The sequence below is a fragment of the Streptomyces sp. NPDC046859 genome (assembly GCF_040645135.1).
Classification (GTDB): Bacteria; Actinomycetota; Actinomycetes; order Streptomycetales; family Streptomycetaceae; genus Streptomyces.
This window is the reverse complement of the sequence record NZ_JBEYXR010000003.1, coordinates 13626-39478: the sequence shown is the minus strand read 5'-3', so window position 1 is coordinate 39478 and position 25853 is coordinate 13626. Positions and strand designations below refer to the sequence as shown.

At 72.5% G+C, this 25853-nt stretch carries 21 protein-coding genes; 9 read left to right on the top strand and 12 right to left on the bottom strand.

Going from position 1 to position 25853, the window contains the following annotated elements; genetic code table 11:
• The first annotated feature begins 161 nt into the window (after positions 1-161).
• Complete coding sequence (locus ABZ899_RS04625; protein ID WP_361340653.1) at positions 162-524, top strand: four-helix bundle copper-binding protein; 363 nt, start codon at positions 162-164, stop codon at positions 522-524.
• A 62-nt stretch (positions 525-586) separates the two neighbouring features.
• Here the strand turns inward: ABZ899_RS04625 and ABZ899_RS04620 are convergent, their stop codons facing one another.
• Complete coding sequence (locus ABZ899_RS04620; protein WP_361340651.1) at positions 587-1873, bottom strand: LCP family protein; 1287 nt, start codon at positions 1871-1873, stop codon at positions 587-589.
• A gap of 119 nt (positions 1874-1992) precedes the next feature.
• Between ABZ899_RS04620 and ABZ899_RS04615 the strand changes: the two genes are divergently transcribed.
• Positions 1993-2550 carry an acyl-CoA thioesterase gene (locus ABZ899_RS04615; RefSeq protein ID WP_361340648.1) on the top strand — a complete coding sequence of 186 codons (558 nt, stop codon included), beginning with the start codon at positions 1993-1995 and terminating at the stop codon, positions 2548-2550.
• A 6-nt stretch (positions 2551-2556) separates the two neighbouring features.
• Here the strand turns inward: ABZ899_RS04615 and ABZ899_RS04610 are convergent, their stop codons facing one another.
• Positions 2557-3897 carry an LCP family protein gene (locus tag ABZ899_RS04610; protein WP_361341534.1) on the bottom strand — a complete coding sequence of 447 codons (1341 nt, stop codon included), beginning with the start codon at positions 3895-3897 and terminating at the stop codon, positions 2557-2559.
• Here ABZ899_RS04610 and ABZ899_RS04605 point away from each other — a divergent pair.
• Both ABZ899_RS04605 and ABZ899_RS04600 read left to right on the top strand, forming a co-directional pair.
• Positions 3881-4015 (top strand): hypothetical protein, encoded by a 135-nt coding sequence (locus tag ABZ899_RS04605; RefSeq protein ID WP_361341591.1) that lies wholly within the window; start codon positions 3881-3883, stop codon positions 4013-4015. The genes ABZ899_RS04610 and ABZ899_RS04605 overlap by 17 nt on opposite strands.
• 139 nt (positions 4016-4154) lie before the next feature.
• Complete coding sequence (locus tag ABZ899_RS04600; protein ID WP_361340646.1) at positions 4155-5192, top strand: glycosyltransferase family 2 protein; 1038 nt, start codon at positions 4155-4157, stop codon at positions 5190-5192.
• A gap of 67 nt (positions 5193-5259) precedes the next feature.
• Here the strand turns inward: ABZ899_RS04600 and ABZ899_RS04595 are convergent, their stop codons facing one another.
• The 5 genes from ABZ899_RS04595 to ABZ899_RS04575 form a co-directional block, all read right to left on the bottom strand.
• A complete protein-coding gene (locus ABZ899_RS04595; RefSeq protein ID WP_361340643.1) occupies positions 5260-5727 on the bottom strand; it encodes a hypothetical protein in 468 nt (155 codons plus the stop codon).
• Positions 5728-5940: 213 nt separating this feature from the next.
• A complete protein-coding gene (locus tag ABZ899_RS04590) occupies positions 5941-7530 on the bottom strand; it encodes an LCP family protein (RefSeq protein ID WP_361341531.1) in 1590 nt (529 codons plus the stop codon).
• A 323-nt stretch (positions 7531-7853) separates the two neighbouring features.
• The gene (locus ABZ899_RS04585) at positions 7854-9617 is read right to left on the bottom strand and encodes an LCP family protein (protein ID WP_361340640.1); all 1764 of its coding nucleotides are present in this window, start codon (positions 9615-9617) and stop codon (positions 7854-7856) included.
• 225 nt (positions 9618-9842) lie between these two features.
• Positions 9843-10985: an LCP family protein gene (locus tag ABZ899_RS04580; protein ID WP_361340638.1), complete on the bottom strand. Its 1143-nt coding sequence runs from the start codon at positions 10983-10985 to the stop codon at positions 9843-9845.
• Between the two features lie 189 nt (positions 10986-11174).
• Entirely contained in the window at positions 11175-11930 is a 756-nt protein-coding gene (locus tag ABZ899_RS04575; protein WP_361340635.1) for a TIGR03089 family protein, read from the bottom strand.
• A 140-nt stretch (positions 11931-12070) separates the two neighbouring features.
• Here ABZ899_RS04575 and ABZ899_RS04570 point away from each other — a divergent pair, with 140 nt between their 5' ends.
• Both ABZ899_RS04570 and ABZ899_RS04565 read left to right on the top strand, forming a co-directional pair.
• Positions 12071-13513 (top strand): peptidoglycan recognition protein, encoded by a 1443-nt coding sequence (locus tag ABZ899_RS04570; RefSeq protein ID WP_361340632.1) that lies wholly within the window; start codon positions 12071-12073, stop codon positions 13511-13513.
• Positions 13514-13767: 254 nt separating this feature from the next.
• A complete protein-coding gene (locus ABZ899_RS04565; protein WP_361340629.1) occupies positions 13768-14850 on the top strand; it encodes an NDP-sugar synthase in 1083 nt (360 codons plus the stop codon).
• Positions 14851-14893: 43 nt separating this feature from the next.
• Here the strand turns inward: ABZ899_RS04565 and ABZ899_RS04560 are convergent, their stop codons facing one another.
• The 4 genes from ABZ899_RS04560 to ABZ899_RS04545 all read right to left on the bottom strand — a co-directional run bounded on the left by ABZ899_RS04560 (position 14894) and on the right by ABZ899_RS04545 (position 18885).
• Entirely contained in the window at positions 14894-15895 is a 1002-nt protein-coding gene (locus tag ABZ899_RS04560) for a DNA-3-methyladenine glycosylase 2 family protein (RefSeq protein ID WP_361340626.1), read from the bottom strand.
• Positions 15896-16063: 168 nt separating this feature from the next.
• A complete protein-coding gene (locus ABZ899_RS04555; RefSeq protein WP_361340623.1) occupies positions 16064-17374 on the bottom strand; it encodes a coenzyme F420-0:L-glutamate ligase in 1311 nt (436 codons plus the stop codon).
• On the bottom strand, positions 17371-18330 hold the full coding sequence (gene cofD / locus ABZ899_RS04550) for a 2-phospho-L-lactate transferase (protein ID WP_361340620.1): 960 nt from the start codon (positions 18328-18330) through the stop codon (positions 17371-17373). Before cofD ends, ABZ899_RS04555 begins: the two co-directional genes overlap by 4 nt.
• A gap of 33 nt (positions 18331-18363) precedes the next feature.
• Positions 18364-18885 (bottom strand): cysteine dioxygenase family protein, encoded by a 522-nt coding sequence (locus ABZ899_RS04545; protein WP_361340617.1) that lies wholly within the window; start codon positions 18883-18885, stop codon positions 18364-18366.
• Positions 18886-19534: 649 nt separating this feature from the next.
• Between ABZ899_RS04545 and ABZ899_RS04540 the strand changes: the two genes are divergently transcribed.
• The 3 genes from ABZ899_RS04540 (at position 19535) to ABZ899_RS04530 (ending at position 25321) form a co-directional block, all read left to right on the top strand.
• Complete coding sequence (locus ABZ899_RS04540; RefSeq protein WP_237320510.1) at positions 19535-19798, top strand: WhiB family transcriptional regulator; 264 nt, start codon at positions 19535-19537, stop codon at positions 19796-19798.
• A 256-nt stretch (positions 19799-20054) separates the two neighbouring features.
• The gene (locus ABZ899_RS04535) at positions 20055-23786 is read left to right on the top strand and encodes a glycosyltransferase (RefSeq protein WP_361340615.1); all 3732 of its coding nucleotides are present in this window, start codon (positions 20055-20057) and stop codon (positions 23784-23786) included.
• A complete protein-coding gene (locus ABZ899_RS04530; RefSeq protein WP_361340612.1) occupies positions 23783-25321 on the top strand; it encodes a DUF5719 family protein in 1539 nt (512 codons plus the stop codon). Before ABZ899_RS04535 ends, ABZ899_RS04530 begins: the two co-directional genes overlap by 4 nt.
• A 47-nt stretch (positions 25322-25368) precedes the next feature.
• Here the strand turns inward: ABZ899_RS04530 and ABZ899_RS04525 are convergent, their stop codons facing one another.
• Positions 25369-25815 carry a metallopeptidase family protein gene (locus tag ABZ899_RS04525; protein WP_361341528.1) on the bottom strand — a complete coding sequence of 149 codons (447 nt, stop codon included), beginning with the start codon at positions 25813-25815 and terminating at the stop codon, positions 25369-25371.
• Positions 25816-25853 lie beyond the last annotated feature (38 nt).

The following is a 25853-nucleotide window of genomic DNA, read 5'->3' as shown; positions in this document are numbered from 1 at the left end:
TCGGACCCGTGGCGGTGAGGACGGTGGAGTGAGGGAGTGTGCACCGTATGGGCGTTCTGCAGGGAATTGACGGCGTCCGTCCGATGGCGCCCCACTCCGGGCGGGCGTAGGACGGAAGGGCACGGGGCCCGCTCCGGGCTCCCGCGTCCCCAGGAGGAGTCATGACCCAGCCCGGAACCATGTCCGCGATGACCAAGGAGATGCAGGACTGCGTCGACGCCTGCATGACGTGCCACAGCATCTGTGAGGAGACCATGAGCTCCTGCATGCAGATGGACGGCCAGGGCCAGATGCAGATCATGCGGGCGCTGATGGACTGCGCCGAGACGACCCGCATGTGCGCCGACATGATGATGCGCCGCTCGCCCATGTCGGCGGACATGTGCGCGATGTGCGCCAAGGCGTGCGAGATGTGCGCGGAGGCGTGCATGTCCATGCCAAACGATCCGCAGATGATGCGCTGCGCCGAGGCGTGTCGCCGCTGCGCCGCGACCTGCCGCTCGATGGCCGGCGCCACGATGTAGCACCCCCCGGCAGATGTGCGAGGGCACCCCGGCCGGGGTGCCCTCGCACGGGTGCGGGTGGGCTACTTGCCCGAGACGGTCACCGTCTCGTCGTTCTTCAGCTCCTCCACCAGCTTCTTCACCTTCGCGGTGTCCCACTGGAGGTTGCCGTTGGCGGCGTTGCCCGAGAGCGGCATGTTCATCGACGTGCCGTCGCCGCCGCTGACGCCCTTCATCGCCCAGAACATGGAGGCCAGGTCCCACAGGCCCATGTCCTCGTCGACGATCAGCGAGTCCAGGCCCGCGCCCATCGTCGGGTAGAGCTTGAAGGGGTTCAGGACGGTGCCCGGGGTCGCCACCTGGTTCGCCAGGGCCGACAGGAACTTCTGCTGGTTCTTGGTGCGGTCCAGGTCGGAGCCGGGCAGCGCGTACCGGGTGCGGACGAAGGCCAGGGCCTCCTCGCCGTTCAGGGTCTGCTTGCCCTTCTTGAAGTCGGCGCCGGACTTCTTGTCCTTGATGTCCCGCGGGATGTCGATCTCGACGCCGCCGACCGAGTCCACGATGTTCGCGAAGCCGGCGAAGCCGATCTCGACGTAGTGGTCGATGTGCAGCCCGGTGTTGGCCTCGACGGTGCGCACCAGCAGCTCGGGGCCGTCCTCCGCATAGGCCGCGTTCAGCTTGGTCTGGCGTCCGGTGCCCTGGTAGAGCTTCCCGGAATCCGAGCCCTTGTACGACGGGATCGTGATGTTCGAGTCGCGGGGCAGCGAGATCAGCGTGGGGCTGCCGCTTCCGGTGTGCAGGATCATCATCGAGTCCGTGCGCTTGCCCTCGGCGGACCCGGTGTGCAGGTTCTTCTTCTGCTCGTCGGTCATGCCGGCACGGCTGTCGGAGCCGACGATCAGGTAGTTGGTGCCCTCGCCCGCCTCCGGCCGGTCGATGACCTTGGACAGGTCGACCTCGCGGTTGAGCTTGGAGTCGGCCCAGAAGTAGGTGGCGACGCTCGTCACGACCAGCAGCGTGACCAGGGTGATCGCGGTCACCTTGATCCGGCGCCGCCAGTTCGGCGCGGGCCGGGAGCCGCGGGTCCCGGCGCCGCCGTGGCCGCCGCCTCCGCCGCCGTACACCTGACCGGTGTTGAAGCCGCTGTCGTACCCGTCGTCGTAGCCGCCACCGCCGTGTCCACCGTGGCCCTGGCCGTTGACGTACGACGGCTGCCGGGGCACACCGCCGTAGCCCTGCCCGGGCGGCGCACCCTGACCGCGGCGGACCTGCCGCATCACACGGGCGCTCTCCGGCCGCGCGCTCGCGCTGCCGCGTCCGTAACCGGTGCCGCGGTCGTCGCCATCCCATCCCTGGGGCCAGTCATTCATGCGCCCAAGTGTGCAGGGCACGACCGGGTCCCCCACAAGGTTCGGAGGAAAATAGAGGCACGGCTGTTGCGAACCCAACACAAAGTCCGCGATTCGCGTCTCGGCATAAGGTGGAGGGCATGACAGACCAGGCCACCACTGCGGAAGCGGACAGCGCGGAGATCCCGGGCAAGCCGATCTCCGCGTCCCGCACCACGCTCAGCCACATCATGACCCACAGCGACACCAACCTCCTGGGCACCGTGCACGGCGGTGTGATCATGAAACTGGTGGACGACGCGGCGGGAGCGGTGGCCGGCCGGCACAGCGGCGGTCCCGCCGTCACGGCCTCGATGGACGAGATGGTCTTCCTCGAGCCGGTCCGCGTGGGCGACCTCGTCCATGTGAAGGCCCAGGTCAACTGGACCGGCCGGACCTCGATGGAGGTCGGCGTACGGGTCCTGGCCGAGCGCTGGAACGAGTCGACGCCGCCCACCCAGGTCGGCAGCGCCTATCTGGTCTTCGCCGCGGTGGACGCCGACGGCAAGCCGCGCCGGGTCCCGCCGGTCATACCGGAGACCGACCGTGACCGGCGCCGCAACCAGGAGGCGCAGATCCGCCGCACCCACCGTCTGGCCCGCCGCCGCGCCATCATGGAGCTGCGCGCGAAGCGGGCGGCGGAGGGCTTCGACGACTGAGGCCCGTCAGGCGCAGCCGGCCTCGTCGCCCCGCAGCACCACCGTGTCCCGGGTGGGGTCCTCGGCGCGCACCTTGCGGACCGTGCCGAAGTCCGTCCCCACGATCACCTTCAGGGTGGAGCCCAGCCCCTTGACCACGCGCAGCTCGCTGCCGGGCAGGGCGGCGGCGAGCGACTTCGCCGAGCGGTCCCAGCCGGGGTCGTGGGCGACGACCGTCCGCTTCACCGAGCGGTCGGCCGCGTCCACCGGCTGCTCCGTCGTACGGAACCCGACGGCCGCCAGGGCCGCGTCGGCGCGCTTGCCGAGGCCGGTGCGGTGGGTGCCGTTCTCCACCTGGACGCTGATCTCCTGCGGGGCGACCTCGACACTGACGGCCTTGCGCTTCGTGCGGTACGGGGCCAGCGGGCGGTCCTCGCGCAGGGCGCGGAACAGCCGCTCGGCGCGCGCGGTGTCCCATTTCACGGTGGAGCCGATGCCCTTCACCAGGTAGCCGAGCTGCCCGATCGGCACGGTGGCGAACTCCGACGACGACGGGGAGAAGTTCCGCATCGCCCGCCCCAGGTCCAGCAGCTCGCCCGTGCCGAAGCCCTTGTCGGCCCGGACCGAGCCGAGCACGGCCCGGGTCACGTCCCGGAACCGGATGGGGTTCAGCAGGATGCCGGACGAGGTCGCCCGTTCGATCAGGGCCGCCATGAAGCGCTGCTGGCGCTGGACCCGCCCCAGGTCGGCGTCGCCGTCGATGTGCCGGGCGCGGACGAACTGCAGGGCCTCGCCGCCCCTCAGCTTGTGGTCGCCGGCGGGCAGGTCGAGACCGGTGTAGGAGTCCTTCAGCGGGGCGGAGGTGCAGATCGGCACGCCGCCGAGCACGTCGACCGTCTTCATGAAGCTGGTGAAGTCGACCTCCAGATAGTGGTCGATCTTGACGTGGGTCATGTGCTCGACCGTGCGGACGGTGAGCCGGGGGCCGCCCTCCGCGTACGCCGCGTTGATCTTGATGGGGTGGGCGGGCCGTCCGTCGGCGGCGGGCACCTCGGCGTAGGAGTCGCGGGGCAGGCTCACCACGCTCGCCCGTTCCCGGTCCTCCGAGATGTGCACGAGCATGATCGTGTCGGTGCAGTGGCAGGGCGCGCCGCCCAGCCGGTACCTGCGCCGCTCCTGCGGGGTGATGCGGTCGCGGCCGTCGGTGCCGACCAGCAGGACGTTCATGCCGTGGCCGCCCTGCGGCCGGTTCTTCATGTCGCGGAACGGGTCCACGCGCGCGATCTTCGCGTCCAGGCTGGTCACCACCGCGTGCCCGATCCCGGCGGAGGCCAGGACGACGACGGAGAGCGTGGTCACCGCCCGCATGGCCCAGCGCGGCCTCCTGCGCCGCCGTACGGGCGCGACCGTCCGTGCCCCGCCGCGGGACGGCTGCGGGCTGCGCTGCGGGGAGCCGGAGGAGCGACGGGACGGCGTGGGCATGTAGGGATACCTCCGCTGGGGCGTGCCCCTGGGGGCCGTACGTGGGATCCGTGAGCACCGTAGGCCCATACGATCTGCGGCCCGGTGCACCGGACACGGCGGGGCGCACCCGTGTCCCCCGTTCGCGGTAACGTGAGCCCCCTATGAACGCCAATCCCGACGTGCAGCTCCCCGCCGTGTCCGTCATCATGCCCGTCCTCAACGAGGAGCGGCATCTGCGCGGAGCCGTCCATGCGATCCTCGCGCAGGAGTACGCCGGCGAGATGGAGGTCGTGATCGCCCTCGGTCCGTCCACGGACCGCACGGACGAGATCGCCGCCGAGCTCGTGGCCGAAGACCCGCGCGTTCACACCGTCCCGAACCCCACCGGCCGTACGCCCGCCGCCCTCAACGCGGCGATCAAGGCGTCCCGCCACCCGATCGTCGTCCGTGTCGACGGGCACGGCATGCTCTCGCCGAACTACATCGCGACCGCGGTGCGGCTCCTGGCGGAGACCGGCGCGCAGAACGTCGGCGGCATCATGCACGCCGAGGGCGAGAACGCCTGGGAGCAGGCGGTCGCGGCCGCGATGACGTCGAAGATCGGTGTCGGCAACGCCGCCTTCCACACGGGCGGTGAGGCGCAGGCCGCGGAGACCGTGTACCTGGGGGTGTTCCGCCGTGAGGCGCTGGAGCAGCAGGGCGGCTACAACGAGGAGTTCATCCGCGCCCAGGACTGGGAGCTGAACTTCCGTATCCGGGAGGCGGGCGGCCTGATCTGGTTCTCGCCGGAGCTGAAGGTGTCGTACCGCCCGCGGCCGAGCGTGAAGGCCCTCGCCAAGCAGTACAAGGACTACGGCCGCTGGCGGCACGTCGTCGCCCGCTACCACGCCGGCTCCATCAACCTGCGCTATCTGGCGCCGCCGGCGGCGGTGTGCGCGATCGCGGCGGGTCTGCTGCTCGGCGTCGCGGTGACGCCGTGGGCGCTGGTCGTGCCCGGTGGCTACCTCGCGGCCATCACCGCCGGCTCGGTCCCGGCCGGCAAGGGGCTGCCGTTGAAGGCCCGCCTCCAGATCCCGGTGGCCCTGGCCACCATGCACATGTCCTGGGGCTACGGCTTCCTGACCAGTCCGCGTTCGCTGGCGCGGAAGGTCATCGCCTCGCGCCGTCCGGCGGTGCGCGGCGTCGAAGCGGCTTCCTGACACAACGCCCGCAGAGCGCGCGAGGGTTGCCGCGGCACCGCGGCAACCCTCGCGCGTTCTCCTGGCGTCAGCCGCAGTGGAAGTAGCCGGACGGCGGGACGTGGTCCTGCAGGAAGTTGGCGCCGCCGTTGGGGCGCCACATGTCGAGCTCGAAGGTGATACAGGTGTTCTTGCCGTTCACCTTGACCGGACCGGCCTCGTAGCTGAAGTAGCCGTTGTCGTTGTCGTGACCGCCGGCCTTGGTCCACAGGTCGAGGTTCATCCGGGAGCTGACGCCGTAGTAGGAGCCCGCCTTGACGGACCGCGCGCAGTTGTAGGTGCCGTCCCAGTACAGGTAGGTCGTGGCGACGAGCGGGTGCGAACTGACCGTGTAGTCGTAGTGCTTGATCTGGTCGATCAGGGTTCCGCTGCAGCCGGCGGTGGCCGCGGCCTGCGCCGCGGGAGCGGTCGCCAGGGGAACCCCGACGCCCAGGCCGAGGACCATGGCCCCGGTGGTGATCCAGCGGGTGGCTCTGAACTTCACGCTCTTGTGCATCAGTTGCAGACCTCTCACTTGCGCGACGGATCGGACAGCCCACGGACGCCTTCGTGAGGCCCGCGTGGACGGCTTCAAGAGCCTGGCATGCCCGGGTCACGGAGTGATCGTTCGTGTTCGCCGATGACTGAAGATCGCTGGCGATTGGCCATAAAAAAACGGGATCGCCCTCGCGTCGAGGGCGATCCCGCAGGTGGGTGCGGCGTCCGGTGACTACCAGCGGTAGGGCGCGTACACATCCATGCACTGGTCCTCGTCCGAACCGTTGATGGCGTCGGAGTCGCTCGGCAGGTTGCCCGCCGACGGCTTGGACTGCTTCGGATACGCCGTGCCGGTCCGCCAGTCGGAGCCCACGACGACCGTGACCCCCGAGACGTCGGTGGACCGGCGCACCGAACTCTCCGGAATGCCCAGCGCCTTGGCGACCTGCTGCGCGTCGCCCTTGAGGTCCTCGCTCGGGTACCGCACCACCGTGTGCTCCGCGGAGACCGCCGGAGAGGAGTCCTGCAGCGCCTGGGTGAAGCCCTTGTCCACCAGCTCCTGCGCGATCGTGTGCGCCCGCCCGGAGACGGGCGCGAGGGTGGCCGTCCTGGTCCCGTTCACCACCGAGACGCCGATCCCGTCCGGAGCGGACGTGGGGTCCGCGGTGGCCGCCTTCTCCGCGTCGCCGTCCCTGCCCTTGTCCTTGCTCTTGCCGTTCTTGTCGAACGGCACGTCCTCGCGGAGCATCTGCCACATCTTGCCGGCGCTCGCCGCCGGTACGAGGTGGTTGGCGTTCTGCGGGTCCTGGACGTTCGGCATGGTCGTCATCGTGATCCGGTCCGTGGGCACCGACTTGAGCTGCATACCGAGGTCGTACAGCTTCTTCACGGTGCCGATCTCCTCGGACACCGTCAGCGACTTCGTCGCCGCCTCGGCCAGGGCCATCAGCCGCCCGGTGTCCGTGAAGACGTTCTGATTCTTCAGCGTCCGGATCATCGAGTTCAGGTACATGTGCTGGGCGCGCGCCCGCAGCGGGTCGCTGCCCCAGGCGTGCCGGGTGCGCAGCCACTGCAGCGCCTGCTTGCCCTCGACGTCCTTCCGGCCGGCCTTCATCTTCAGGCCGGAGCCGCCGGGCACCCCCGGCAGCGGACGGTCCCACACGTTCTGCCTCACACAGACCTCGACGCCGCCGATGGCGTCCGCCATGCTCACCACGCCGGCGAAGTCGATCGTCATCCAGTGGTCGATGTAGACCCCGGTGAGGTTCTGCCAGGTGGCCAGGGTGCAGCCGGCCCCGCCGCGGGCCAGGGACGTGTTGATGATGTCGTTGGTGGCCGGGTAGGTGTCGCCCGTCTCGGGGTCGGCGCATTTGGGGATGTCGACCCGGGTGTCCCGCGGGATGCTCACCACCGCGGCGCTCTCGCGGTCCGCGGACAGGTGGATGAGCATCTGCACGTCGCCGAGCGGCGGGTTGTCCCGGTTGTCCCGGCTGCCGCCCAGCGCGACGTTCGCGTCGGAGCTGCGGCTGTCGGAGCCGATCAGCAGGATGTTCATCGGTGTCTGGCCGGCGGCGTTGGGCTCGGCCTTCTTCGCCTTGGAGTCGCCGCTGCTGCGCTCGCCCTTCTCGATGTTGCCGTTGAGATGGCGGTAGTACAGGTACCCGGCACCGGAGGTCCCGAGTATGACGACCGCCAGGATCGTCGCCGACCAGCGCAGCGCACGCCGCTTGCGGCGCCCGTTGCCGGGCCCCTGGCCGTCCTCGCCTCTCCCGCCTCCCTGGCCGGCCGGCGTGTCCTGACCGGGCTGCCGGGTGAGCGACATCGTGTCGTCCACAGCGGGGACCTCCCCCCGCACACCGCTCTGCGCCAACTCTCTGCCCTTCCCCGCCCTTGGCCCGCACACCGGAGCTCCGCGCCGGACCTCCCTGTCCGCGGCGGAGTGAACTCCGTATCAAGCCAACCTGTCCGACACCGGTCCGCGATCTGTCAGACCACCGGGGGTCCGATCCGGGTTCGCCATGTGTCGGCAAAATCCACGTCCGGCACGGCCGTACGGCGTGCCGGGCGACGCCGCCCGGCACGACCACGTCCTGTGTCAGACCAACGAGAGCCCGGCACAGTTGCGTTCCCGGCCGGAAACCGTGGTCACTTCGCGCACTCCACCTTGTCGGCGGTGGACTTCTCCACGTCCGGTGCCTTGGTCGGAGCCGTCAGGGGCACCCCCGCCCCCTTGAAGTCCTTGCCCAGCGTCAGCGTCATCGTGGGCAGGCCCTGCGCGTTGGTGACGCTCTTGCCGGGCTTCATCGCCGACCCGGACAGCCCCATGATGGCGGCGAGCCGGCGTGCCTGGTCCGCCTGGTCCGGCGCGTACTCCAGCGTCGTCTTCGCCAGCGCCGCGGGCGCGTTGCCCGCGTTCTCCGACTTGGTCACGTTCTCCTCGGTCTGCAGCCAGGACAGGGTCTCCTGCGCGCTGCCCCCCGGGGCCCCGCCGTTGAGGATCCGCACCCGCACCTCCGAGGCGTCGGCCTTGGAGCCCTTGAGCCGGGCCGCCACCGCGGAGGCCTCTTCCTTCTTCTGCTGCTTGATGTCGGTGAAGGAGACGTCGTTCTGGATCGCCTGGAAGACCTCCGGCGCCTTCGTCGGGTTGAGGACGACGGTCACCTTGACGTTCTCGGCCGGGTTGTCGATCACCGGGACCGTGGTGAAGGTCAGGTTCTTGACGTTGAGCTTGCCCAGCTCCAGACCGAGGTCCTTCAGCTTGTCGATGCTGTCCAGCTGGGAGTCGACGGTGAGCGCCTTGGTGCCCGCCTCGGCCAGCTGGAACATCTTCGTGGGGCTCTTGAGCGTGTCGTTCGACTTCAGCTTGCGCATCAGCGCGCTCAGGAACTGCTGCTGGAGCCCGATCCGGCTCAGGTCGCCGCCCAGGCCGACCGAGTGCCGGGTACGGACGAAGGCGAGCGCCTGCTCGCCCTCGATGACGTGCTTGCCCTTCGGCAGGTCGAGGTGGGAGTCCGGGTCGTCGATGTCCTTGCCCAGGCACACCTCGACGCCGCCGACGGCCGACGTCAGCGTCTTCACCGCGTTGAAGTCGGCGACCATGAAGTTGTCCGGCTTGATCCCGGTCAGCTCCGTCACCGTGCGCATGGTGCAGCTGGGCGTACGGCCCGACTGGCCGAGGCTCTTGTTGAAGCGGGCGCCGGTCTCGCCCCGGATGACCTTCTGGCTGCCGTCCTCCTGCTCCGTGGGGCAGTCGGGGATGTCGACGATCAGGTCGCGCGGGATGCTCAGCGCGGTCGCGTTCGAGCGGTCCTTGGAGACGTGCAGCAGGATCGTGGTGTCGGCGTGGCCGGCGCTGCCGGAGTCGCCGTACTTGTCGTTGCCCGCACCGGTGCGCTTGTCCGTGCCGATGAGCAGGATGTTGATGGCCTTGTCCTTGCTGAAGCCACCGGTGCTCGCGCCGTCGTCGGAGACGGACTGGATGTTGTCGTTGAGGTGCTCGAGATAGAGGTAGGCCCCGGTCGCGGCGGCGACCACCACGAACGCCATGACGCCGCCGGTCCACAGCACGGCCTTCTTGGCCTTGCTGTTCTTCTTGACCGGGCGGCGCGAACGGCGCCCCGGCGGCTCCTCGGGCGCCCCCCTGCGCCTGCGCTGGGCGGGGACCTCACGGCCCGGTGCGGGACGGCGCTCGGGGGCGGCGGCGCGGTCACGGACGGCACCCCCCGGGCGCCCGGCGCCACCGGGTCCCGCGGGCCCGCCCGCACGGGGAGCAGGCCTGCGCGGACCGGGAACCGATGACTGCGGACCGGAAGGGCTCAGTCGCAGTTCGTATTCGCCGGTGTTCGGATTGAGCACCCACTGGTCTGCGGGATCGATGTCATCCGCCCGCCCACGGCCTTGCGCGTCCACGGTTGTCTGAATCCTCCGTCGGGGCCACGCGGCGCCTACCCCCTCCAAGGCGCTCGGGTCTCTCGGTCGAACAGTGCGCAAGCCTAAGTACGGCAGGGTGCACCAGATCGCTCACACTATCCGCCCAGTTCAGCGTCGAGCGAGAACGGTGACAAATTCCACGTCCCTACAACTGGGCAATTCCGCCCAATCCACTGGACAGGTCTCCGGGACTTGAGAAGCGCTTTACTCGCAGCCGCTCTCGGCGGCCGTGCTGCCGCGGAACGTGGGGGCCGGCGAAGCGGGTCCGGCGGGTTCGTCCGGACGCTCCACGCCGGATTTCGCGTCGCTCTCCTCGGAGCCCTCGTACCCCGATTCGCCCCTGGCGCTCGGGGATTTCCCGCGGGAATCCGCGACCACCACCGGCCGGTCGAGGCGCAGCCGCTCGAAGAGCCGCTGCGCGTCGGGTTCCACCAACTGGTCACGATTGGCGTTGTAGACGTAGGACTCACGCGGGACCGTCAGGAATTGCACGCGTCCGGTGGGGATGTCACGCACACTGCGAACGAAGTCGTACAGACCGCGCAGACTGGCCAGTGCCGGGTCGGTGGTGAGGGAGGACGTCGCGGCATCCAGCACCGGGTAGAGCCGCACCGGGTTCAGCAGCACGTCGTTGCTCCGCACCTTGTGCACCAGTGCGGCGAGGAAGCGCTGCTGGCGCTCCATGCGGCCGGTGTCGCTGCCGTTGCCGAGGGACTTGCGGGCGCGGACGTAGCCGAGGGCCTGCTCGCCGTCGAGCGTCACCTTCCCGGCCGGGAGGCGGAGCCTGGCCGCCTTGTCGTGGATGGGCTTCGCCAGGCAGATCTCCACCCCGTCGACGGCGTCCACCATCTCCTTGAAGCCGTGGAAGTCGACGACCACGTGGTGGTCCACCCGGATGTTGGTCATCCGCTCCACGGTGCGGATCGTGCAGGCCGACCCGCCCACCTGGAAGGCCTGATTGAACATCGCGAACACGGGCCGGCTGCGCCCGCCGTCCTTACGCCGGCAGCCGGGGAGGTCGACCATCAGGTCGCGGGGTATCGACACGGCGGTCGCGCGGCGGTGGTCGGCGGACAGGTGCAGCAGGATCGTGGTGTCGGACCGCTCGGTGCCCGCGTCGCGCCCGTAGCGCCGGTTGCCGTCACCGGCCCGCGAGTCCGAGCCGATCACGAGGACGTTCTGCGCCCCCCGCACGGCCGCGCTCGGGCGTTCCTTCTCGTACCGGGCGAGTTCGGCGGCGGCGGCCTCGTCCGGGGTGATGTTCCCGTCGAGCTTGGCGTACACCAGCCAGCCGGTCCCGGCGGCGGCGAGGAGCAGCAGTCCGGCCCCGACGGTCCCCCGCCGCACCCATGCCCTCCTGGCCGACGCCCCCCGGCGTGAGCGTGCGGTCTCGATCACGGCTGGGTCCACCCCTCATGACATGGCGCGTGCGGTGTGGGCTGCTCCTACGACCATGGCGCCGATGCCGTCCGGGGGGCGGATGGTGCTGCGCCGGACGGGTGACGGGAAGGGGGTGGTGCGGGCGCGGGGACCGCCTCAGCGGGCGGTCGCGGTCACCCGTTCCGCCTCGATCCGCTTGGCGAGGGCCTCCTCGTCCAGCGACCCGGCGTTGCGGCACAGCACGACCGAGCCGCCCGTCGCCAGCGCCCCGAACAGCCCGGCGCCGAGGCCCTCCCAGGTGTCGTACGGCAGCGTGGACAGGATGCGCGAGCCCGGTCCGGTCAACCCGAGCCCCGGTGCCTCGGCCCGGGCCCGCTCCACCACCTCGGCGGCGCTGAACTCCCGCCCGGCCACGATCAGCGCCGGCTCGTCGGGGTCGACCGGCGCGAACGGCGCGAAGCGGTCGCCCTGGCCCGGCACCTCCACCGCGTAGTCGGTGAAGCCCTCCGGGGGCTGCGGGAAACGGCCGCCGAGCGGTCGCAGCGCCAGCGCCACCCGCTCGCCGCGGCAGGCCCGCGCGGCCTCCAGCGTGTCCGGGCCGCTCACCACCACGTCCGCCGCGGCCGGGTCCCCGCCCACGTCCGCGACGGCGCCCACCGACGAGCAGGCAAGCAGCCACACGGCCGTCTGCCAGTGCGCGGGCAGCAGCAGGGTGACCCGGTCGCCCGGACCGGCGTTCAGGTCGCCCTGGAGCAGGTTCGCGGTCTTGGCCACCCAATTGGCGAAGGTGGCCACGGACAATTCGACGCGCTCCCCGGTGCCGTCGTCGTAGAAGGTCACCAGGGGGCGTCCGGGGTCCGCGGCGAGCGCGGAACGCAGCAGGTCGGCAGGGGTGCGATCGGTGGCGTTCACCCGGGAAAGGGTACGCGGGCGCCCGGACCCGCACCCCCCGGCGGCACCAGTGCCCCGCCACCGGTTCGGCCGAACACCCACCGCCCCCCCCTCAAGTCCTCGATGGACAGGTTTGTATGACTATGTTCAACATCGGGGGTATGCGTGGATTCCTTGCTTCCTCGATCGGTGTCACGTGCGCGGCCGCTCTCGCTCTCCCGCTCACCCCACCCGCCGTCGCCGCGACCGGAAGACCGGCGCCCGGCGCGGAAGCGGCCACGAGCGCGGCCCTGACGGCCGGCCCGTCGGCGCGCCGGGAGAGCGCCGGCCCGGGCGCCGCCGGCAGCACCCAGTCCCTGCCCCTCACCCGTGACCCTGCCACGGACGACCCCGCCGAACAGGGGCTGTCCCGCCGGACCGTACGTCCGTTCTCCCTGGTCGGTGTCGTCTGGGACGACCCGGCCGCCGAACTCCACGGCCGCGTCCAGATCCGCACCCGGGACGCGGCCACCGGCGTCTGGTCCGGCTGGCAGGACGTCGAGACCCACAACGCCGACCACGCCGCCGACCCGGACACCGCGGAGGGCGCCCCCGGACGGCTGCGCGGCTCGACGGCCCCCCTCTGGGTCGGTGAGTCGAACGGCGTCGAACTGCGGGTGACCCCGGAAGGCGCCGAACCCGAACCCGAGAAGACCCCGGCCACCGGCAACGGCACATCGGCCGCCCCCGCGTCCTCCGCCGCGACACCCCTGCCCACCGGCCTGCGCCTGGAACTCGTCGATCCCGGCGAGGCAGCCCCCCAGGACGACACGCTCGGCGCGGCACGCCCCGGCGCCCTGCAGCCGGAGACCGCCGAGACCGTCGCCGCCGCCACCGCCAACGCCGAACTCGCCGCCGCGGGCGCCGTCGAGATCCCCGCCCTCGGCCGGGCCGAGACCGAGCGGGAACTGCTGACCCTGCGCGGCAGCGAGTTGACGGCGGCCCAGAAGGCGAAGCCGTACATCGGGCCGCGGCCGGGCATCGTCACCCGGCGCGGCTGGGGGGCGAACGAACGCTGGCGGGAGAGCAGGTTCGTCTACACGAAGAAGGTGAAGGCGGCCTTCGTCCACCACACGGCCACGGGCAGCAAGTACACCTGCGCGCAGGCGCCTTCGGTCATCCGCGGTATCTACCGCTACCACGTGGTGAGCATGGGCTGGCGCGACATCGGCTACAACTTCCTCATCGACAAGTGCGGGCGGATCTACGAGGGCCGGGCCGGGGGTGTGGCGAAGGCGGTCCTGGGCGCCCACACCCGTGGTTTCAACACGAACAGCATGGGGATCGCCGTCCTCGGCACCTATGGCTCCACCAAGCCGTCCAAGGCCGCGGTGAAGGCCGTCGCCCGCCTCACCGCCTGGAAGCTCGGCCTCTACGGCGCCAATCCGCGCGGAAAGACATACCTGACGTCCGGCGGTGGCAATCTCTACCGAAAGGGAGAGAACGTACGACTGAATGTGATCTCCGGTCACCGGGACGGCTTCTCCACGGAGTGCCCGGGGCTCCAGCTCTACCGCAAGCTCGGCTCGGCCCGTTCCACGGCCGCCCGTTACCAGGGCCGCTGACCGCGGGAGGAGTCAACGGGGAAGGACGTCCGGGGAACCCGTCACGGCCGGTAGAGGTCTGACAGGGGCCCTGGACGTCGTCCGGTCGAAGGGGGACTCATGGGGGGCCATGGGGTCGCATTCACCGCCGTCGGGGGACGAGGGGCGGGACACCTGGCACCGCACTGCCGTCGAGGGCACCGCACAACGGTCTGCATACACTGGCCGGCCGAAACACCGTTCGGGCCGGTCCCGGCAGGAAGCAGAGACGACAGGTGACAGAAGCGATCCTCCTGGTCGGCGGCAAGGGCACTCGGCTGCGCCCGCTCACCGTGCACACGCCGAAGCCCATGGTCCCGGCGGCCGGGGTCCCGTTCCTCACGCACCAGCTGGCGAGAGCGAGAGCGGCGGGCGTCGACCACATCGTGCTGGCGACGTCCTATCTGGCCGAGGTCTTCGAGCCGTACTTCGGTGACGGCTCGTCGCTCGGACTGCATCTGGAGTACGTGACGGAGGAGGAGCCCCTCGGCACCGGCGGCGCGATCCGCAACGTCGCCTCGCGGCTGCACTCCGCGCCCGACGACCCGGTCCTGATCTTCAACGGCGACATCCTGACCGGCCTGGACATCGCCGCCCTCGTCCGTACGCACGCGACCACGGGCGCGGACGTCTCCCTGCACCTGACGAAGGTCACCGACCCCCGGGCGTACGGCCTGGTCCCCACCGACGACACCGGCCGGGTCACGGCGTTCCTGGAGAAGCCGCAGACCCCCGAGGAGATCGTCGCCGACCAGATCAACGCGGGCGCCTACGTGTTCCGCCGCTCGGTCATCGACACCATCCCGGCCGGACGCCCCGTCTCGGTGGAGCGCGAGACCTTCCCCGAGCTGCTGTCGGCCGGCGTCCACCTGCAGGGCATGGTCGACTCCACCTACTGGCTCGACCTGGGCACGCCCGCCGCCTTCGTCCGCGGCTCCGCGGACCTCGTCCTCGGCCGGGCCCCGTCACCGGCGGTGCCGGGCCGCTGCGGCGACCGGCTGGTCCTGCCCACGGCCATGGTGGCCGCCGACGCCAAGCTCACCGGTGGCACGGTGGTCGGCGAGGGCGCGTTCGTCGCCGAGGGCGCCCGCGTCTTCGGCAGCACGATCCTGCCCGGCGCCGTCATAGAGCCCGGCGCGGTCATCACCGACTCGCTCATCGGCACCCGCGCCCGGGTGGGCGAGCGCTCGGTCCTCACCGGCACGGTCATCGGGGACGGCGCGGTGGTCGGCGCCGACAACGAACTGCGCGAGGGCGCTCGGATCTGGTGCGACGCCCGTATCCCGGCGGGCGCGGTGCGCTTCTCACCGGACATGTAGGGCGGGCCGTTCGGGGGCGGTGGGCCGGCTCGGCGGCCCACCGTCACCAGCGCCCGATGTCCACCCGCGGCATCTTCGGCACCCGCCGCGCCGGCACCCGCCCGCTGAGCAGGATCAGCCGGGCCGCCCGGTGCCGCTGCCCCGCGTACGGCTCCAGCAACTCCAGCATCACGGCGTCGTCCGCGTCCCGGTCCCCGGCCAGCGCGAACCCCACGATCCCCGGCAGATGCACGTCCCCCACGGTCACCGCGTCCGCCGCGCCATGACTGCGCTGCACGACCTCGGCCGACGTCCACGGCCCGATCCCCGACACCAGCTCCAGCCGGGCCTGCGCCTCGGCCGGGGGCATCCGGACCGCCTCCTCCATCCGGGCGGCGACCCGCACGGCCCGCAGGATCGTGGACGCCCGCTTGTTGTCCACGCCGGCCCGGTGCCACTCCCAGGACGGGATCAGCGCCCAGGTCCGCGGGTGGGGCATGACGAACATCCGCTCGGGCGCGGGCCGCGGCGCCGGTTCGCCGTACGCGCGCACCAGCAGCCGCCACGCCCGGTACGCCTCGTCGGTCGTGACCTTCTGCTCCAGGATCGACGGGATCAGCGACTCCATCACCAGACCGGTGCGGGTCAGCCGCAGGCCGGGCCGCCGGTGCCGGGCCTGGGCGACCACCCGGTGCCGGGGCACGAAGACGGACGGGTCGTCGGCCGCGCCGAGCATGTCCGGCAGCTGCTCCAGCAGCCACTCGGCGCCCGGCCCCCACGCCTCGCCCCGCGCCTCGGCCCCCCGCGCGGTGACCCGCAGCGTGCCGGGCCCGGCGGGAGTCAGCGAGGCCCGCCACACGGAACCGTCCGGTGTCGCACGGAACGTCGGGTCGCCCGGCCCGCGCCGCAGCGGCCCCAGGAGCAGCCCGAGATCGAGCGGCCCGTCCGGCGTCCACGTCCGCACACGCGCGGGCGCCGGAGCCTGACGCGGCACGCCCGCGGGCACGGCGGCCTGCCCGCCGCGCACGGTCGTACGCGTGGGCCGCTGGGGGAATCGTCCTGCCACGGTGTCCTCGGGGTGGGGGAGGGGCGCGCGCCAAGGGGGGGCGCCCTATGAGCCTAGGGCCTTTCGTTTGGATCATCCCGGCGTCGCGGGGTCTGGCACGTCACCATGTCCCGTCGGCCACAGCCGGGCTGATCCGAACGAAAGGCCCTGGGCGCTCACCGGGGGGCGTCAGCGCACCTCGATGAAGGCCGACGCCTCACGCTCCGGGCGGGGCCGCGGTTCCTGCGCCGGATGCCCGACCGCCACGGCCCCCATCGGGTCCCAGTCCGCGGGCAGTCCGAGCACCTCGCGCACCACGTCCCGGCAGAACATCGTCGACGACACCCAGGCCGAGCCGAGCCGCTCCCCGGCCAGCGCGACCAGGAAGTTCTGCACACCGGCGCCGGCGGCGACGACGAACATCTCCCGCTCGGCGGCGTCCCGGCGCGCGTCGCCGTACGTGTGCGCACCGTCCATGACCAGGCACGGCACCACCAGGTACGGGGCGTGGCGCAGCACGTCGCCGCGCCGCACCCGCTTGGCGATCGACTCCTCGCTCTTGCCGTCCCGGCGCAGATCGGTGATCCACGCCTCCTTCATGGCGTCGAGCAGCCGGGTGCGCGCGCGGGCCGACTCCAGCAGCACGAACCGCCAGGGCGTCGTGTGGTGCGGGGCCGGCGCGGTGACGGCCGCCGCGACCGCCCGGCGCACGGCCCCCGGGTCGACCGGCTCGTCCGTGAACGCCCGCACGGTGCGGCGCTGGGTGACGGCCTCCCGGACGGCCTCCGAGGTCCCGAGCCGGAACATGTCGTCCCGCGCCTCACGCACCAGGGCCCGCGCGCCCGTCCCGTCGTCCTCGGTCACCGTGTGCGCGAGGCCGCGCACCACGGCCACGGGCAGCCCCTCGGCCTTGCCCTTCACCAGGTCACCGGCGGCGGCGAGTTCGTCCGCCGTCGCCACGACGGTCGCGCTCAGCGGGTTGCCGTGGGCGTCCTCGCCGCCGCGCAGGTCGTCGAGCACCCGCACGCCGGCGGCGCCGATCGCGACGTCCGTGAGCCCCGTCCGCCACGGCCTCCCGAACGTGTCGGTGACGAGGACGCCGACGTCGACGCCGAGCGCGTCGCGCAGCCCGTCGCGGATCGCGCGCGCGGAGGCGTCCGCGTCCTCGGGCAGCAGCAGCACGGTCCCGGGGCGGGTGTTGGAGGCGTCGACCCCGGCGGCCGCCATCACCAGCCCCTGCCGGTTCTCCACGATGCGCAGGGGGCCGCGGCGCGCCACGACCCGGACGGTCTCCGCGTCGATCGCGGCCTCCCGGTCGGCGGCCTCGACGATCCGCCCCTCGGCCTTGGAAACGATCTTCGACGTGACCAGGAGGACGTCGCCGTCGGCGAGGCCGGGCTCGGCCGCGGCGATCAGCTTGGCGAGGTCGTCGCCCGGCCGGACCTCGGGCATCCCCGGCACGGCCCAGACACGGAACCCCCCGGCGGACGGTCCGCTCACGCGCCCCGCACCTCCTCGCCCAGTGCCAGCGCCTCCCGGGCCATCCGGGCGGCCGCGTCCACGTCGGTCATCATCAGCGGTACGGCCCGGCAGCGGATCCCGGCCGCCTCGACCCGCTCCACGGCCTCCGCGTCCTCGGTGTCGACGAGCCAGCCGTCCAGCAGGCCCGAGCCGTAGTGCTCGGCGACCGCCGCCGCCGTCGACTCCACACCGACCGCCGCGAGCACCTTGTCGGCCATCCCGCGCACGGGCGCGCCCCCGACGATGGGGGAGAGGCCCACCACCGGCACGCCGGCGTCGGCGATGGCCTCGCGGATGCCGGGCACGGCCAGGATGGTCCCGACCGAGACGACCGGGTTGGACGGCGGGAACAGGATGAGGTCCGCCTGCCCGATCGCCTCCAGGACACCCGGCGCCGGCTTGGCCTGCTCGGCGCCGACCGGGACGATCGCCTCGGCGGGCACCGAGGCGCGCAGCCGCACCCAGTACTCCTGGAAGTGGACCGCCTTGCGCTCGCCGTCGACCTCGACGGCGACATGCGTCTCGACGCGGTCGTCGGTCATGGGGATCAGCCGCACGCCGGGCTGCCAGCGGTCGCACAGCGCCTGTGTCACGGCGCTGAGCGGATACCCGGCGCCGATCATCTGCGTCCGCACGATGTGCGTGGCGAAGTCCCGGTCGCCGAGGCCGAACCACTCCGGGCCCACCCCGTAGGCGGCGAGCTCCTCCTTCAGATGGAAGGTCTCGTCGGCCCGGCCCCAGCCCTGCTCCTCGTCGATGCCGCCGCCGAGCGTGTACATCACCGTGTCGAGGTCCGGGCAGACCTTCAGCCCGAAGAGGTGGATGTCGTCCCCGGTGTTGCCGATGACCGTGATGTCCGCGTCCGGCGCGGCCCGCTTCAGACCACGCAGGAACCGGGCACCGCCGATGCCGCCTGCCAGAACCACAATGCGCATGGAAGCAGTCTGTCAGCCGGGTGCGGCAACGTGTCAGGCGGTCACCGGGCGCGCCTCGCAGGCCGCGGGCGCCGGGGTGGCACGCAGGTGGGAGCGCGGGACCATCGGCATCTCGGTCAGGCCCGGGTAGTAGACGTGCAGGCTGACCGCGGGCTCCAGCGCGTCGTTCAGCACGTCGTGGGTGTAGCCGGGTGCGAAGACCCGCTCGTCACCGGGGCGCAGCACACGTGTGCCGCGTTCCGTGTGCTCGGTCAGGGTGCCGTCCAGCACCGTCAGCACGCCGGAGGACGGGCCGTGGTCGTGCGGGCCGCTGCCCTGTCCGGGCACCCAGGACAGCAGCCACACCTCGTAGCCGGGGCCGGTGCGCAGCCGGTGGTACCAGCGGGTGGTCGCGTCGTACTGGACCAGGTGCTCCCACTGCGACCGGTCTGCGGCCAGGGATCGGGCCAGGCCGACGAACTCCGCCACGGTGGAGGGGTGCTCGCGGGGGGCCTGGAGGAGGTGCGGGACTTCGAGGATGTCGCCGGCGATCTGGAGGTCGCTGTCGCTGTTCATGGGGTGCGGTGGTTCCTCGGTGAAAGAAGGTCAGAGGGAACGAGAGCCGCGCCGTGGACGACGCGGCCTTCAGCCGGAGCGGGAAGGGCTCAACAGCTGGGACAGCAACAGCAGCAGAACGCGCGGGCGGCACCGAGGGACCCGGCGGTGCGGGTCGAGGTGAGTGCCGGATTCGCGAACATGCCCACAAGGACAGCGGTTCATGCCTCCACTGTCAACTCGACGCCCGGTGATGTGGCACAACTTTCACCCCATCCGGTCCATCTGTCTGGCGAAAGGTTTGTGCACCGGGTTGCCGGGACACATGGCGCACATCCGGGCGCACGGGCGTCGTTGTGATCCTGTGATCGGACTGTGATCCGGTTCGCATCCGCGCGTGTGTGCAACGAGATCGAACGGCAGGACGTCTCTTCCCGTACAGGCTCTGTGCGGAGCGACGTTCCCGTACGGGCCCTGTCCGGTTGTCAAGGTTTAGGACGATTTGAACACTTTCCGCTAGACCTTGGTTCCGCAGAGTGAATAAGGGGCCCAATAGCAGATCTCGGCTTGACTCGCCCGGAGCAGCACACTTGTAATTTCACTCGTGTCGTTCAGCCGGAATCGGTAACGGCTACATCACGGGGACGCGAAAGACGGACGAGGGGCGCACATGACGGAGCTGGTGCAGCAACTGCTGGTCGACGAAGCGGACGAGGAGCTCGGCTGGCAGGAGCGCGCACTGTGCGCCCAGACCGACCCCGAGTCCTTCTTCCCCGAGAAGGGCGGCTCGACCAGAGAGGCCAAGAAGGTCTGCCTCGCCTGCGAGGTCCGCTCCGAGTGCCTCGAGTACGCCCTCGCCAACGACGAGCGCTTCGGGATCTGGGGCGGCCTGTCCGAGCGCGAGCGGCGCCGGCTGAAGAAGGCGGCCGTCTGACGGCACCGCCGACGGCCCGGCCGTCACGCCGGCCGCCGACGACGGCGGCGGGGCGCGCCGGCGCGAATCCGTCCGTACCTCCGCATCTCCCAACGTCTCGAACAGATCTCGAACGGCCCGTCGCGGGTGGGTTGTCCACAGGCGGCGGGCCGCTGTGATGCCCAGCCGATAGTGTGGGCGCTCGTCCGAGACGTCCCGCTGTCCCCCGGGGACACAGGCGTCCACCGCAGTCCATCGAACCGGGGCCTGTACCTCGATGTCCGTGCACAGCCACACGGCAGCCGCGCACGACGCCGCTGCCACACCTGAGTTCCCGCGTCATGTGGTGACCGCGGTCCTCGTCTCCCACGACGGCGCCCGCTGGCTGCCCGAGGCGCTCGCCGGGCTGCTGGGCCAGGAGCGCCCCGTCCAGTCCGCCGTCGCCGCGGACACCGGCAGCGCCGACCACTCCGCGCAGCTGCTCGCCGACGCCCTCGGGGACGACCGCGTCCTGCACCTCGCCCGGCGCACCGGCTTCGGCCAGGCCGTCGAGGAGGCCAACCGCACGGCCCCCGTCCTCACCCCGGACGACCTCACCTATCTCAAGCGGCCCAGCGGCTGGGACCCCGTCACCCGCGCCTGGCGCGACGACGCCTACGACCTGCCCGAACTCCCCCACGGGGAGCCGGTGCAGTGGCTGTGGCTCCTGCACGACGACTGCGCCCCCGAACCCGACGCCCTGGCCCAGCTGCTGCGCGTCGTGGAGAACGAACACGAGCTGGGCCGCGACGACGTCGCCGTGGTCGGCCCGAAGCTGCGCGGCTGGTACGACCGCCGGGCGCTCCTGGAGGTCGGCGTCACCATCGCCAACTCGGGCCGCCGCTGGACCGGTCTGGACCGCCGCGAACAGGACCAGGGGCAGCACGACCACGTGCGCGCCGTCCTGTCCGTCTCCACCGCCGGCATGCTCATCCGCCGCGACGTCTTCGAGGAGCTCGGCGGCTTCGACCGGCACCTGCCCCTCATGCGGGACGACGTCGACCTGTGCTGGCGCGCCACCGCCGCCGGGCACCGCGTCCTCGTCGCCCCCGAGGCCGTCGTCCGGCACGCCGAGGCCGCCTCCCGCGAGCGCCGCGCCGTCGACTGCGTGGGCCGTACCGCCGCCTCCCCGCACAAGGTCGACAAGGCGGGCGCCGTCTACACCCTCCTCGTCAACACCCATGGCGCCGCCCTGCCCTGGGCGCTGCTGCGCCTCGTCCTCGGCACCGTCCTGCGCACCCTCGCCTACCTCGTGGGCAAGGTCCCCGGCCAGGCCCTCGACGAGATCCGCGGCCTCATGGGCACCCTGCTGCGCCCCGAGCGGATCATCGCCGGCCGGCGCCGGCGCGGCGCCCCCGTCATCGACAAGGGCGAGCTGCGCGCCCTGTTCCCCCCGCCGGGTGCGACCGTGCGGGCCACTGTCGAACAGATCGCGAGCAGCGTCGTCGGCCGCTCCGACCCCGAGGCGGTCACCGGCGCGGGCCGGCACGGCAGCGCGATCGAGTCCGGACCCGGCGGCGACGACGCCGACTTCCTGGAGATCGAGCAGTTCGCGCGCCTCAAGCGCATCGCCCGCAAGCCCGCCCCGGTGCTCTTCGTCGTCCTGCTCCTCGTCTCGCTGATCGCCTGCCGTGAACTCCTCGGCGGCGGCGCGCTGGCGGGCGGCGCCCTGCTGCCCGCCCCGGCCGACGCCGGCGAGCTGTGGTCGCACTACGTGGACGCCTGGCACCCCGTCGGCGCCGGCGGCACCGCGTCCGCACCGCCGTACCTCGCGCTCGTCGCGGCGCTCGCCACCCTCCTGCTCGGCTCCACCGGGCTCGCCGTCACCGTCCTGCTCGTCGGCTCGGTGCCGCTGGCCGGACTCACCGCGTACTTCGCGTCCCGCCCGCTCGTCGAGTCCCGTCTCCTGCGCGCGTGGGCGGCCGTCGTCTACGCCTTCCTGCCCGCCGCCACCGGAGCCCTCGCCGGCGGCCGGATCGGCACCGCCGTCCTCAGCGTCCTCCTGCCGCTGATCGCGCGCGCCGGCATCGCGGCCAGCGGCCTGGCACACCCCTCCGGCACCCGCGGAAGCTGGCGCGCCACCTGGGCCTACGCCCTGCTGCTGACCCTCACCACCGCCTTCACGCCGATCGTGTGGCCGATCGCGCTGGTCCTCGGTGTCGCCCTCCTCGCGGTGCGTCGCACCGACATCACCGCCTACGGACTGCGCTTCGTCGCCCAGCTCGGCGCGCCCCTGCTGGTGCTCGCCCCCTGGTCGCTGTCGCTGCCGCCGTTCGGCTTCTTCCAGGAGGCCGGCCTGGACTTCGGCCCCTCGGCCGCCTCCGCCCTCGACCTGCTCAGCGCCAGCCCCGGCGGCCCCGGCACCGTCGAGGGGCTCATGCTCGTCGGGATCGTGCTGGCCGCGCTGGCCGCCCTGCTGCGCTCCGAGCGGCAGCCGGCCATCCGGACGGCGTGGGCCGTCGCGCTGCTCGGCCTCGTCTTCGCGGTCCTGTCCAACCGCTCGGCGTGGGCCGGGCCCGCCACCCTCGTGTACGGCCTCGCCCTGCTGGCCGCCGCCCTGCTCGGCGCCGACGGGGCACGCGCCCGCGTGGCCGAGCAGAGCTTCGGCTGGCGTCAGCCCGTCGCCGCGCTGGTCGCCTTCGCCGCCGCGGCGGGCCCGTTCCTGCTCGCCGCCGGCTGGATGATCCGCGGCGCCGACGGACCCCTGGAGCGACGCGACCCCGTGCAGGTCCCGGCGTTCGTCGCCGAGGAGAGCGGCACCCGCGACCAGGCCCGCACCCTCGTCCTCGACAGCGACTCCACGGCCCGCGTCGGCTATGTGCTGGTCCGCGGCTCCGGCGCCCGCCTCGGCGACGCCGAACTCGCCCTGGCCGACGGGGAGAACACCCGGCTGGACAAGATCGTGGCGAACCTCGTCGCCGGCTCCGGCGCCGACCAGGCCGACCAGCTCGGCTCGTTCGCCGTGCGCTACGTCCTCGTCCGCAAGGGCGCGCCGCGCGAGGTCGCGCGCGTGCTGGACGCCACGCCCGGTCTGTCGCGGCTCAGCGAGCAGAAGGGCAGCGCGCTGTGGCGGATCGACCGGCAGGTGTCCCGCGCGGCGATCGTCGCCGGATCCGGGGCCGCGTCCGCCGCGCCGCAGCCCGTCGCCGCGGGACCCGTGGACATCCACACCACGATCGAGCCCGGTGCCGAGGGCCGCGTCCTGCGGCTCGCCGACACCGCCGACGACGGCTGGACGGCCACCCTGGACGGCAGGCCGCTCCCCCCGACGACCGTCGACGGATGGGCGCAGGGCTTCGAACTGCCCGCCGCCGGGGGCACGCTGGACGTCACCTACGACGAGCCCTTCACCCACACCGCCTGGCTGTGGGCGCAGGGACTCCTGGCCGTCGTCCTCGTCGTGATGGCCCTCCCGGGCCGGCGCCGCGACATCGACGACGACCTGCCCGAGGAGGAGACCGTCCCCGCCGAGGCCGTGGCCGGCGAAGGACGGCGGGCCCGCAGGCTGCGCGCCCAGGCGGAGGCCGAGGCGGCGGGGGCCGCTCCGGAGACGGACGCCCCCGAGGCCGGTGCCTTCGAGGCCGACGGGTTCCCGCCCCCGCCCGGACAGCCGCCGGCCCCGGCGGACATCCCCCAGCAGGGTTCCTACGGCGAGTGGGACACACCCGGTCACCCGAGCCCCGAGTACGGCGGCTACCAGGGCGAGCAGTACCAGGACGCCCCGCAGTACCAGGACGGCCGGCAGTACCAGGACGCCCAGCAGTACTCGGGCGGCGGCTACGACCAGCAGCACCAGGCCGATCCGTACCAGGGCGCCCCGTACGACCCGTACGCGTACGGCGGGCAGGACCAGACCGGGGTCTACGACGCCTCCTACGACCAGACCTACCAGCAGGACTACGACCCCGCGTACGACCCGGCGCGGCAGGACCCGCACGGCAGCGGACGTTCCGACGGGAGCCAGCAGTGAACCGCACCACCCTGTCCCTGATCGCCGGTGCCACCGCCCTCGCCGCCGTCACCGGTTTCGCGGCCGTCACCTCCCCGGACACGTCCGGGCCCGGCACCGCCGCCACGGCCGCCGAACTGCCCGTGGAGCGCACGAGCCTGACGTGCCCCACGCCGAGCGTCTCGGACCTGGCGGAGACGACGTACACCTCGTTCACGCCCGTCACCAAGGGGACGGGTGGCGCGGGCAGGGCCGAACTGCGCCCGGCCGCCACCGAGTCGACGGACGGCAAGACCGGCAAGGGCGGGAAGAAGGCGTCGGGCAAGGACGCCGAGGGCGGCAAGGACGAGGCCGGCACGGCCGCCGAGCCGGTCCTGGCGGCCAAGGAGCCGGGCAAACCGGTCAGCGAGGAGGACTCCGGCTCGGAGTCGCCGGCGCTGGTCGGGACCGCCGAGGGGAAGTTCGCGCCCGGCTGGACGGTGCAGCAGACCACCGAGGTCGCCGCCGGCTCGGGCCGCGGTCTGCTCGGTGTCACCTGCACGGCACCGGACACCGACTTCTGGTTCCCGGGCGCCGGCACGGCGGCCGACCGCACGGACTACGTGCACCTGGTGAACCCGGACGACTCCGCCGCCGTCGTCGACATCGAGCTGTACGGCAGGGACGGCGCCCTGGAGACCACCGCGGGCGAGGGCATCACCGTCCCGCCGCACTCCGACGATCCGGTCCTGCTGTCCACGCTGACCGCCGAGAAGCAGGACAACGTGACCGTGCACGTGAGCGTGCGCAGCGGTCGTGTGGGGGCCTCGGTGCAGGCCCTGGACGACAAGCTGGGCGGCGACTGGCTGAGCGCCTCCGTCGACCCCAGTGGGAGCGTCGTGATCCCCGGCATCCCGAAGGACGCGACGGCGGTGCGCCTGATCGCGTTCGCGCCGGGTGACGCGGACGCGGACCTGAAGGTGCGGCTCGCCTCGCCCTCCGGGCAGATCACCCCGGCCGGGCACGAGACGCTGCATCTGAAGGCGGGCATGACCGGGGCGGTGGACCTCGGCGACGTCATGCGCGGCGAGCCGGGCTCGCTGGTGCTGACCCCGACGGGCCGCTCGGTGCCGGTGGTCGCCGCGGTGCGGGTGGTGCGCGGCAAGGGCGCCGGGCAGGAGACGGCGTTCATACCGGCGACCCGGCCGGTCGGCGCGCGGGCGACCGTCGTGGACAACCGGGCGAAGGGCACGACGCTGTCGCTGACGGCGCCGTTCGGCGCGGCGGAGGTCAAGGTCACCGCGTCCGCCGGCAGCGAGGGCGGTACGGCGGCGACGAAGTCGTTCACGATCAAGGCGGGGACGACCCAGCAGATCGAGGCACCGGTGCCGAGCGGCCTGAAGGGCACCTACGCCCTGACGGTGGAGTCGGTGTCCGGCGGCGAGGTCCACGGGGCCCGGACGCTCACGGAGGGGAAGGACGGCGTCTCCGCCTTCACCGTGCAGACCCTGCCCGACGACCGCGGCATGGTGGCCGTCCCGGACGCCGACCAGGACCTCTCGGTGCTCCAGCAGTAGGCGCTCCAGAAGCAGGCGACGGCCCCGGTGCCGGTCCGGCCCCGGGGTCAGTCCTCCCCGTACCGGGGGTCCACCGTCTCCGGGGTCAGTCCCAGCACCTCGGCGACCTGTTCCACGACCACCTCGTGCACGAGGGCCGCGCGCTCGTCCCGGCCCTTGGTGCGGATCTCCACCGGCCTGCGGTAGACGACCACGCGGGCCGGACGGCCGTCGCGGGCGGCGACGGTGCCGCCGAGCGGGACCGCCTCGTCGTTCCAGGGGCCGGTGCCGTCCAGGCGCGGCACCTCCAGGACGAGGAAATCGACGTCGGCGAGCTGCGGCCAGCGGCGTTCCAGGCGCTCCACGGAGTCCTGGACCAGGTCGGCGAACGCGTCGGCGCGACTGGCGGCCAGGGGGACCTGGGGTGGTGCGATCGGGCCGCGCATGCCCCGCCCATGACGATCACGGCGGCGGGGCCCGGGGCCGACGGCACGGGGCGGTACGGGGGTGTCCATCACTGACGAAGCGTAGTCCCCGTGGCCGCCGCCCGCCG

Excerpts from the sequence above, each read along its gene's own strand:
- cofD (WP_361340620.1), bottom strand. The coding sequence starts at position 18,330 with ATGCGCATTGTGGTTCTGGCAGGCGGCATCGGCGGTGCCCGGTTCCTG.
- ABZ899_RS04620 (WP_361340651.1), bottom strand. The coding sequence starts at position 1,873 with ATGAATGACTGGCCCCAGGGATGGGATGGCGACGACCGCGGCACCGGT.
- ABZ899_RS04525 (WP_361341528.1), bottom strand. The coding sequence starts at position 25,815 with ATGGACACCCCCGTACCGCCCCGTGCCGTCGGCCCCGGGCCCCGCCGC.
- ABZ899_RS04610 (WP_361341534.1), bottom strand. The coding sequence starts at position 3,897 with ATGCGGGCGGTGACCACGCTCTCCGTCGTCGTCCTGGCCTCCGCCGGG.
- ABZ899_RS04540 (WP_237320510.1), top strand. The coding sequence starts at position 19,535 with ATGACGGAGCTGGTGCAGCAACTGCTGGTCGACGAAGCGGACGAGGAG.
- ABZ899_RS04625 (WP_361340653.1), top strand. The coding sequence starts at position 162 with ATGACCCAGCCCGGAACCATGTCCGCGATGACCAAGGAGATGCAGGAC.
- ABZ899_RS04595 (WP_361340643.1), bottom strand. The coding sequence starts at position 5,727 with ATGCACAAGAGCGTGAAGTTCAGAGCCACCCGCTGGATCACCACCGGG.
- ABZ899_RS04615 (WP_361340648.1), top strand. The coding sequence starts at position 1,993 with ATGACAGACCAGGCCACCACTGCGGAAGCGGACAGCGCGGAGATCCCG.
- ABZ899_RS04570 (WP_361340632.1), top strand. The coding sequence starts at position 12,071 with ATGCGTGGATTCCTTGCTTCCTCGATCGGTGTCACGTGCGCGGCCGCT.
- ABZ899_RS04590 (WP_361341531.1), bottom strand. The coding sequence starts at position 7,530 with ATGTCGCTCACCCGGCAGCCCGGTCAGGACACGCCGGCCGGCCAGGGA.
- ABZ899_RS04545 (WP_361340617.1), bottom strand. The coding sequence starts at position 18,885 with ATGAACAGCGACAGCGACCTCCAGATCGCCGGCGACATCCTCGAAGTC.
- ABZ899_RS04600 (WP_361340646.1), top strand. The coding sequence starts at position 4,155 with ATGAACGCCAATCCCGACGTGCAGCTCCCCGCCGTGTCCGTCATCATG.
- ABZ899_RS04535 (WP_361340615.1), top strand. The coding sequence starts at position 20,055 with ATGTCCGTGCACAGCCACACGGCAGCCGCGCACGACGCCGCTGCCACA.